Here is a 7508-nt window from a genome sequence, read left to right on the forward strand (position 1 = left end):
ACTTCCTCTTTTTTGTGCTATAATGTCCTTGATTCATAGTGCCTTTTCCTTTTGTATAATCTTGTGTTACAAACTTATTATACAAAGATAAAGGTTCACTATGAATCTTTTTTTACCCGTTGCACTTCATTTTACAATCTTCCGCAATATTTTTTAGTTAATTTTTGAGTTGTTATTTATTGACTTAAAGTTTTTTATATTTTAATATTATGTTGTTTAAAAATCACTAAAGAGGAGATTTGGTTTTGAAGATTACATTTTTAGGCGCGGGCAGCACGATTTTTGCCAAGAATGTTTTGGGCGATTGCATCCTGACGCCCGAAATTGGCGATTTTGAGATCGCTTTGGTTGATATTGACCTTGAGCGCTTGGAAGACTCAAGGCTTATGCTAGAAAACATCAACAAAAAATACAACGGCAAAGCCAAAATAGTAGCTTACAAGGGCCGCCTAGAATCGCTTATGGGCGCCAATTTCGTGATTAACGCCATCCAGGTGGGCGGTTACGAGCCTTGCACCGTAATTGACTTTGAAATACCTAAAAAATACGGCTTAAGACAGACTATCGGCGACACCATAGGCATCGGCGGAATCTTTAGGGCGCTAAGGACAATCCCTGTTTTGGAGGAGTTTGCCCAAGACATGCATAAGGCTTGCCCCGAAGCGCTGTTTATTAACTATACCAACCCCATGGCTATATTGACGGGCTATATGCTAAGATATTTGGGCATAAACGCTGTAGGGCTTTGCCATAGCGTCCAGGTGTGCGTAAAAGGTTTGCTCGGCTCTTTGGGCATGGAAGAATATATAGAAAAATCAATTTCCAAAATTGCCGGCATCAACCATCAGGCTTGGCTGCTGGAAATCAAGGACCAATACGGCAACGATTTATACCCCGAAATCAAGCGCCGTTCCCTTTCGGGCGAATATTTGGACAAAATGCAATGGGATCTTGTTCGCCATGATATAATGCATAGGTTTGGCTATTACAACACCGAGTCCAGCGAACATACCGCCGAATACAATCCTTATTATATAAAATCCAAATATCCCGAGCTGATAGAGCGGTTTAACATACCTTTGGACGAATACCCCCGTAGATGCGTGTTGCAAATAGAAGGCTGGAAAGAAATGCGCGAAAAACTTATGGACTCCGATATAGAACACACGCCAAGCCATGAATACGCGGCCAAGATTATAAAGTCAATGACGCTCAACGAGCCCTACCAATTGCACGGCAACGTGCTAAACACAGGGCTTATCACCAACCTGCCCTACAACGCGTGCGTGGAAGTGCCGTGCCTTGTGGATAACGCAGGCATACATCCTTGCTATGTGGGCGATTTGCCCGAGCAGCTTGCCGCGCTCAACCGCACCAATATTAATGTCCAAAATATGACCATTCAAGCCGCCAAAGAGCGCAAAAAAGACCTAGTCTATATGGCGGCTTACCTTGACCCCCATACCGCGGCCGAGCTTAGCTTAGACGACATAAAAAATATGTGCGACGACTTGTTTGAAGCGCACAAAGACTGGCTGCCCGAGTATAAATAATTTATACGCCTTAAAAATATATAAAAAGCTTTTGGCTGGTTTTTGCCAAAAGCTTTTTTTATTATAAAAATACGCGATTTAACATATAAATCACAAAAAGAGCTATTGAATTGGGCTTGGGCGCGTGATATAATTAAATTATGATAATACTAAAGCTTTTATGGAAATTTACAAAATTTTTGTTAAAGCAAGCGTCAAAAATCTTAGGATTTTTGATAGTAAGGCTTTATTTGTGGATTCCCATAAGCTTTGCCGTCATATTCGCGCTGTGTTCGGCGCTTGTTCCTTTTTCTTTTATGGAATACCTGTCTCATTTTATCGTGCTTATGGCGGGCGGAACGATTTTGAGTTTGTTATTGTTTGTAAGAAGGCTTTTTGGGCTTAAGATAAGAAAAACCCCGCGCGCCCAAGCAGACGATAACGCGCCCCAAGAACAAACGCCGCAACCTGTCCAATCCCAATACGCAGAACAACGGTTTTCGCAGCCGCAATACGCGCAGCAGCGCCAATTTTATAATGAGGATTACATAGGCCCCGACGATATAAAAAGGTCTTTCAAAAGACGCAACGCCGAATGGTTTAACGTAACTTACGAGGTCGTGCCCGAGATAAAGCAATCCCTCAATATCCCCGACCTTAAGTCTTACAGCAATAATTACGACGTATCCATTGAGGAGCCCGCTAGGTTATACCGCACGCGAAAAGACCCTTCGTTGTTTATCGTGGAATATCCCGACCGCCTTGAATACTACCGCAAGACTTCCAGCGGGATGGTTTTGGTCAGCGTAGAAGAAAACTCTTTGAGGTTTCAAAACAATTAAAAAAACTACCGCCTAGAACATAGATTAAAATAGGAGGTGTTTTATGAGAACATGCCGCCTGTCAAAAGAAGATAATTTGGCTCTTGCCCGAAATTACTTGACCAAAAGCATCTATTCTTGCGCTAGGATGGCCTATATCAACATAACGCCCGACGAATTAAAAGCGGTCTTGGATGATATTGATGTGTCCAGAATCTCGGACGAACATAAAAAAATAATCAAAAACCTAAATAGAGCTTGGCAATACGCTTTGGATAACTTAGACAGCGAAATAAATTTGGATTTGATATGCAAAATCAACGCCATTATCCTAGACGGGTGCGAGGACGTCCAAGGCGGCGTTTTACGGACCAAGGTTAACCACAAAAACATGCCGCCGCCCGACCCGCAAAAGACAATAGAGGACTTAAAAAACATATCCAAGATTGAAGACCCGCTAGAGCAAGCGCTGGAGTGTTTTTTGTATGGAGGGTGCAAAAACAGGCTGTTTTGGCTGGGCAATAAGCGCGCGTTTTTGATAGCGGCGAATATTATATTAATAAGAGGCGGCGCGGGGCTTTTGATAATACAGGATAAAGACTTAGTGGACTTTAATTTAAAATCTTTGTATTACTTCAACACCGATAAAAAAGACCCGCTCAAAGAGTTTTTGGTTGAAAATTGCCTTATAACCCAATAAAAAATAGTTAAAATAAAAAAACAGTATCTTCTTTTTTGAAGAAGATACTGTTTTTAGTTTATTATTTCTTATGTTCGGAGCGGGGCAACTGCGAAAGATCGTAAGGCGTTTCTTGATATACCGCATAATTGAGCCAATTATTAAACAGCAGCATGGAGTGGCTGCGCCAAGTCATAGGCGGGATTTTGCCCACCTCGTCGTTGATATAATAGTGCTTAGGGATGTCAATATCCAAGCCTTTTGCTTTGTCCCTTAGGTATTCCTTATGCAAAGTGTCCGCGTCGTATTCGCTGTGCCCGGTAACATATATATGCCTTAAGTTTTTGGTGGCGATTAAATACACGCCCGCTTCTTTGGACTCGGACAGTATCTCAAGCGAAGGATGTTTTTCTATATCCTCGCGGCGAACCTCGGTAAACCTTGAATGCGGCGCCACAAATATATCGTCAAAGCCCCTTACTATCGGATTGAGCTTGGAACACAGCGTATGCTCAAAAATTCCGCTTATCTTTTTGGGCAGCCTGTATTTGGGTATCCCATAATGGTAATAAAGACCGGCTTGGGCCGCCCAGCATATATATAATGTTGAATACACATTGGTATCCGCCCATTTTATTATCTCGGTCAATTCGTCCCAATACAGCACATTGGAAAAGTCCATTGTTTCCACGGGCGCGCCCGTGATAACAAGCCCGTCAAACCGTTGGTCCTTGATTTGGCTGAATGTTTTGTAAAACTGCTTAAGGTGCGCTTTGGAGGTATGCTTGCCCTCGTAGCTTTCGGTGCGAAGCAAAACCACCTCCACCTGCAAAGGCGTATTGGATATCAACCTCAGCAGTTGGTTTTCGGTAATTTCTTTTATCGGCATCAAATTAAGAATAACCAGCCTGAGCGGGCGGATATCCTGCGATGTCGCGCGCTCTTGGGTCATTACAAATATATTCTCTTTTTCCAACGCTTTTACAGCTGGCAGTTTTCCCGTAATATTGACCGGCATAAAAACCTCTTTTTAAAATTTTGTTTCATATTATAATAGATTAATCTTGTATGTTTGTCAATATTATAACGCGCCCTTAAATAAAACTAAAATCCCGTCTTAAATAACGGGATTTTAAAGTTTTGGTCCATAGATTTTTTTGGATGGGGATTATTATTATAGTCTTCTGTTTTTGATTTCGTTAATGCGCGCGTTGTAGTCTTCTTCTTCTATATAATTGCCCCAAATATCCCTTACATATTTTTTGGCCTTATAGTCGGCAATCTTGCTGCCGTCGGTGGAGCTGACTATATTGGTAGGGGCTGTGGTGCGCGCCTGTCTTGCGGGGCTTAGGGCTAGCTTGGCTTGCAATTTTTTCTTGTTCCTTAACGCTCTAGCAAGAGCGAAAACCAGCAAGAATATAAATACTAAACCCGCGCTTACAAACATAGTATAGACATTGCTGGAAAACACGGTGGGTATAAAACCAAATTTGGTTAAGTAGTAAGCCTTAACAATTATGTCTTGCGGCACTATTCTGTAATAGAAAAAATATGTCTGGGACACATAGAACAAGCCGCCGAATATAGCGCCAAATACCACAAACTCCGTGATAAATTTTCTTAGGTTGCGCACTACGGGCAAGGACTTAACCAAAGCGGTAATTGCCAGCCCGCCCGCCAAAGCCAGAACATAAGCCGTCCACCAAGGCAAATTTCTCAAAAAAGAGAAAGTCCAGCCCGCCCATCTTACCACAAATATGGTCATGGGAACCAGCGGCACGCTTATCGCTGCGGCGACGCCAAAAAAGGCCGCCAATCCTAATATTATTCTTAACAACCATTTTATGAATACCATGATGTTACCTGCCTTTAATTACATAATAAATATACTATATCATGCAAAAAAAAGCATTAACATCATATTAAAAAAAGATTAAAATTACATTAAAAATCTTTTTCTTCGCTAATGAGCTTTACGCCCAGCGCTTTTGGGGTTCTTTTGGCTTTTGTAAATTTTAATAAAAGCTGTTTTAGCCTTGATATAAACCCTTTTTTTAGGATTTTTCTATCGGCTTTGTTTATCGGCGGGGCAAGCTCCCTGATTTTGCCGTTTTCAATTATGCCGATTTTATCCACTCCGGCGCATTCGCTAAGTTCTTTTACGCACACGCTCAACACAACGCTATAACCCAAACTTTTGAGCGCCGCTAGCGCCCTTTCCAAAACAGGCTTAATAGAAATGTCCAAAAAGCTGTCCGCGTCAATAATTATCACCCTTTTTTTGGTAGTGGATTGGGCGGCGATATTTAATAATGCCGCCTCGTAAGAAGACAGGTTTTTGAGCTTGGTTCGGCTGTGTTCCTCCAGCCCAAACCTTGTAAGGCGGTCCTTTATGACATTGAGCCTTTGGGCGCGCGGTATCTCAAGGTGCGAAAACTTATATTCAAGATATTCGGTTACATCAAAAGTCCCAAACAATATGCTCGTGCGCAAGATATATCTATCCGAATTGCTCATAATTATATCGGACAGGATAGTGTCGTCTTCTATAAGCAAAACCAAATCTTTTTTTTGGGACGCTATTATCTTCAAAAACAGGCGCTTTAGGGGGACATTATCGCCCAAAAGCGCCATAGCCTCGCCGCGATTAAGCCTCAAGGACACATTGTCCAAAAACACCTCGTCGCCTTTTTTTAAGGTGATGCTGCCGGTCAGTTCTTCTATCATAATATTCTCCTCTTTTTAAAAAAAGCCCCCTAACGCTTTTAATATATGGATTATGCCCTTTTGATAAACTATCTATTCAAAAAAACCTAACTTCAAACCAAAAAAATATATTAATTAATAGGCTTGCTTTTTTTTGATTTTGTCCCAATAAGCGTCAAAAAAGAATAAATATCAAAAGCTCTATTTATACTAAAGACATGATAATGATAAACGGCGGACAAAGATTGGCAGGCGAAGTTATCATAAGCGGCAGCAAAAACGCCACCTTGGCTATAATCGCGGCGGCGTGCCTTTGCGAAGGCCCGGTTGTTTTGCATAATGTGCCCTTGATAGAAGATATATTTGATATGCGCGAGATTTTGTTTTCTATGGGCTGCAAAACGCATATAGACGCGCACGGGGTAATGGTCATAGAGCCCGACACCCTAAATAGCTGTTTTGCCGTGCACCCCAAGATGAAAAGCATAAGGGCGGCCAGCTATTTTATGGGCGCGCTTGTAGGCAGGTTTAGAATGGGATGCGTCAGCATGCCCGGCGGATGCAAAATAGGCTCAAGGCCAATAAATTATCATTTGGACGGTTTTGAGGCTTTGGGCGTAAAAAGCCGCATAGTAGAAGACAAAATTTTTCTAAACGCGTATGGCGAGCTTACAGGCGGCGATATTGTCTTGCCCTATCCGTCGGTGGGCGCGACGGTCAACCTTATGATTGCCGCCGCGCTCGCCAAAGGAAAGACCGTAATAAAAAATGCCGCAGCCGAACCCAACGTAGTTGATGCGGCAAATTTTTTGGTTTCGGTGGGCGCGGACATAAAAGGCATCGGCACGACGCGTTTGGAAATTAACGGCGTCAAAAGACTGGCCCAGACAAGCCCTTATACGATATCGCCCGACCACATAGAAGCGGGAACATTTATGATATATTGCTGTATCGCCGGCGGCGAGCTCACGCTCAAAAACACGCGCCCCAAAGACTTGGAAAAAGTCATAGCGACGCTAAGGGAAATGGGCGCCAAAATTGTTTGCCAAAAAGACACGATAAAAATTTGGTCGCAGGGAAGGCTTAAGGCCGCGCATATCACGACAGGCCCGCATCCGGAGTTTCCTACGGACTTGCAGCAGCTCATGCTCAGCCTTATGGCCGTATCCGAGGGCGTGAGCACGATTACCGAAACCGTGTTTGAAAACAGGTTTCAGCAGGCGCAGGAGTTAAACCATATGGGCGCCAAAATCAATATACAGGGCAATACGGCGGTAATAGAGGGCGTGGAAAAACTTAACCCGTCCAAATTGGCGGCAAGCGACCTAAGGGGCGGCGCGGCGCTTGTGGGCGCGGCGCTCAAAGCCAAAGGCGTTTCCATAATCAGCGGCGACAACTATATAAGCCGCGGCTATCAAGACATAGTGGGCAAGCTCTCGGGCGTAAACGCCATAATAGATTATTACGGATAGATATGAAAAGTTGTAATTATAAAAATCTAATCGTTTTTAAAAAAAATTATGGGTGTTCCGTAAAAATTATACTCAAATTTGGCCGCAAATATCGTAATAAAAAAATAAATGGCCTTAATAGCCATTAAAGGCGTAGGCTTTTGCCATTTTTAAATTAAAATAAATATGTTTAATAACATTAAGCCCAATTTTTTGCGGATATAATATAAAATTATAAAAAATTTAGATTATAGTTTGGCGTTTTTTGCTTTTTTCTCTCGCCAAAGATTACATAATCCCAATACGCATTATTGATAAC

7 protein-coding genes are annotated in these 7508 nt (G+C 42.4%); 4 read left to right on the forward strand and 3 right to left on the reverse strand.

Going from position 1 to position 7508, the window contains the following annotated elements:
* Positions 1 to 239 precede the first annotated feature (239 nt).
* The 3 genes from GX756_05600 to GX756_05610 all read left to right on the forward strand — a co-directional run bounded on the left by GX756_05600 (position 240) and on the right by GX756_05610 (position 3053).
* Positions 240 to 1553 carry an alpha-glucosidase/alpha-galactosidase gene (locus GX756_05600; protein NLC17336.1) on the forward strand — a complete coding sequence of 438 codons (1314 nt, stop codon included), beginning with the start codon at positions 240 to 242 and terminating at the stop codon, positions 1551 to 1553.
* 140 nt (positions 1554 to 1693) lie between these two features.
* Positions 1694 to 2374 (forward strand): hypothetical protein, encoded by a 681-nt coding sequence (locus tag GX756_05605; protein NLC17337.1) that lies wholly within the window; start codon positions 1694 to 1696, stop codon positions 2372 to 2374.
* Between the two features lie 43 nt (positions 2375 to 2417).
* On the forward strand, positions 2418 to 3053 hold the full coding sequence (locus GX756_05610) for a Fic family protein (GenBank protein NLC17338.1): 636 nt from the start codon (positions 2418 to 2420) through the stop codon (positions 3051 to 3053).
* Positions 3054 to 3114: 61 nt separating this feature from the next.
* Here GX756_05610 and metA read toward each other — a convergent pair whose 3' ends face one another.
* The 3 genes from metA to GX756_05625 all read right to left on the reverse strand — a co-directional run bounded on the left by metA (position 3115) and on the right by GX756_05625 (position 5759).
* Positions 3115 to 4050, reverse strand: a complete 936-nt coding sequence (gene metA / locus GX756_05615; protein ID NLC17339.1) for a homoserine O-succinyltransferase — start codon at positions 4048 to 4050, stop codon at positions 3115 to 3117.
* 156 nt (positions 4051 to 4206) lie between these two features.
* A complete protein-coding gene (locus tag GX756_05620) occupies positions 4207 to 4887 on the reverse strand; it encodes a hypothetical protein (GenBank protein ID NLC17340.1) in 681 nt (226 codons plus the stop codon).
* 89 nt (positions 4888 to 4976) lie between these two features.
* Positions 4977 to 5759: a hypothetical protein gene (locus GX756_05625; protein ID NLC17341.1), complete on the reverse strand. Its 783-nt coding sequence runs from the start codon at positions 5757 to 5759 to the stop codon at positions 4977 to 4979.
* Positions 5760 to 5962: 203 nt separating this feature from the next.
* Between GX756_05625 and murA the strand changes: the two genes are divergently transcribed.
* Positions 5963 to 7210, forward strand: coding sequence for a UDP-N-acetylglucosamine 1-carboxyvinyltransferase (gene murA / locus GX756_05630; GenBank protein NLC17342.1), 1248 nt, complete (start codon positions 5963 to 5965; stop codon positions 7208 to 7210).
* Positions 7211 to 7508: the final 298 nt, after the last annotated feature.

This window comes from Clostridiales bacterium, from assembly GCA_012512255.1.
Classification (GTDB): Bacteria; Bacillota; Clostridia; order Christensenellales; family DUVY01; genus DUVY01.

What these genes read in the sequence shown, in the direction of transcription:
- murA (NLC17342.1), top strand. Translation starts at nt 5,963, where the DNA reads ATGATAAACGGCGGACAAAGATTGGCAGGCGAAGTTATCATAAGCGGC.
- GX756_05605 (NLC17337.1), top strand. Translation starts at nt 1,694, where the DNA reads ATGATAATACTAAAGCTTTTATGGAAATTTACAAAATTTTTGTTAAAG.
- GX756_05610 (NLC17338.1), top strand. Translation starts at nt 2,418, where the DNA reads ATGAGAACATGCCGCCTGTCAAAAGAAGATAATTTGGCTCTTGCCCGA.
- GX756_05620 (NLC17340.1), bottom strand. Translation starts at nt 4,887, where the DNA reads ATGGTATTCATAAAATGGTTGTTAAGAATAATATTAGGATTGGCGGCC.
- metA (NLC17339.1), bottom strand. Translation starts at nt 4,050, where the DNA reads ATGCCGGTCAATATTACGGGAAAACTGCCAGCTGTAAAAGCGTTGGAA.
- GX756_05625 (NLC17341.1), bottom strand. Translation starts at nt 5,759, where the DNA reads ATGATAGAAGAACTGACCGGCAGCATCACCTTAAAAAAAGGCGACGAG.